Origin of the sequence: Kitasatospora sp. NPDC127067, assembly GCF_042724755.1 — a bacterium.
In the GTDB taxonomy this organism is placed as follows: Bacteria; Actinomycetota; Actinomycetes; order Streptomycetales; family Streptomycetaceae; genus Kitasatospora; species Kitasatospora lactacystinica.
The window spans coordinates 1-1,593 of the sequence record NZ_JBHXEM010000299.1 but is presented as its reverse complement, the minus strand read 5'-3'; the positions used below and the strand labels follow the sequence as shown (position 1 = coordinate 1,593).

The 1,593-nt window shown below is 71.3% G+C and carries 1 protein-coding gene; it reads right to left on the bottom strand.

The features are described 5' to 3' along the window. Positions 1 to 363 precede the first annotated feature (363 nt). Positions 364 to 1,296: a hydroxymethylbilane synthase gene (hemC, locus tag ACFWJ4_RS41565; protein WP_359915649.1), complete on the bottom strand. Its 933-nt coding sequence runs from the start codon at positions 1,294 to 1,296 to the stop codon at positions 364 to 366. Positions 1,297 to 1,593: the final 297 nt, after the last annotated feature.

Here is a 1,593-nt window from a genome sequence, read left to right as displayed (position 1 = left end):
GGGGTGGGGGGGGTGGGGGGGGGGGGGGGGCGGCCGCCCGCCTCCCTGCTCCTTGTTTGGGGGCGGCCCGGGGGGGGCGCCCGGGGCCCCGCCCAACTTCATTGATCGGTTACCGGACCTGTTGCCGCTGCTCCGCCCGGACCTTGTGGGTGGGCGTCCTGTGTTGGCGAGCATGGCGGTTTCAGCCCCCCCTGCGCAGGAAGTCGGCCGGGCCGACTTCCTGCGCACAAGGCGGCGACGGGCGGGCCCACGGGCAGGTCGGCGGGACTTCCGCCCGCTGGCGGAGCTGTTCACCATGCTCAAGCGGGCCGGTGCGGACCGGATCATCACCTATGCGGCCCTGGACCTGGCCGGCCTACGGGCCTATGCGGCGACTGTGGGCCGGACCTCTGCCAGGATGCCCTCCGCGCCCTGGTCCAGCAGGAGGCTCGCCACCTGAACACCCAGCCTCTCCGGCTCGCTCGGCGGGCCGGAGAGGCTGGCCTCCACCTGCCGGCTGCCGTCCACGGAGGTGACCTGCCCGTGCAGGGTCAGCACGTCGCCGTCGGCCTTGCCGAAGGCGCCGACCGGTACCGAGCATCCGCCGTGGAGCTCCGCCAGCATCGCCCGCTCGGCCCGCACCTCCGCGTCGGTCACCGGGTCACCGGAACCGGCCAGGAGCTCTCGGGCCGACTCGTTGTCCTCCCGGATCTGGATGCCCAGCGCGCCCTGCCCGGGCGACGGGGGAAACGGCCCGATCGGAAGGATCTCGCTGATCTCCTCGCTGCGGCCGAGCCGTTTGATCCCGGCGGCCGCCAGGATCACGGCGTCCAGCTGCTGCGTCCGGAGCTTGCCGAGCCTGGTCGGGACGTTCCCCCGGATCTCCACCGGTACCAGGTCCGGGCGGACGTGCAGCAGCTGGGCGATCCGGCGCGACGCCGACGTGCCGATCCTGCCGCCCTGCGGGAGGCCGGCCAGAGTGCTGCCGCACAGCGCGTCATGAACGTCCGCGCGGGTGGGCGGGGGCAGGAGGATCAGGCCGGGCGGGTTCGCGGTCGGCAGGTCCTTGAGCGAGTGCACGATCACGTCGACCTCGCCGGACACCAGCGCGTTCACCTGGTTCACCGAGAACGCCGAGCCACCGCCGCGCTCCGAGACATCCCTCAGGGCCGACCTGCGGTCCTGGTCACCGGCTTCCGTGATCACTCGCTGGCGGAAGACCACGTCGGGGAAGCGCTCCCGCAGCGGTGCCAGGAACTCCGTGACCTGAGCCCGCGCCAGGTGACTGGCCCGCGACCCCACCACCAGTGTGCTCATAAGCCAACTCCCGGCATCTGACGAGGTGTTGACCGCATGCTACTCGCGTCAAACGCGTCCGGTTTCCGACGTTATGTCGGAAACCGAGCAGGAGTCCTTGGCGTCGTGCAACCAGCCAAACCATTCGCCTCGCCAAGCCCGCCTGCGCAGCCCCCCGCCGAACTCGTTCGGCGGGGGCTGGACGACACTGAATCAAGTCCGGCCTACTTCAGTGGCCGTGCTTCTTCTCCTGGTTCTGCATGGGAAGTCGGCTCGGCCGACAACCCATGCAGGGGCCGTGGCGTCACGATGCCGTTG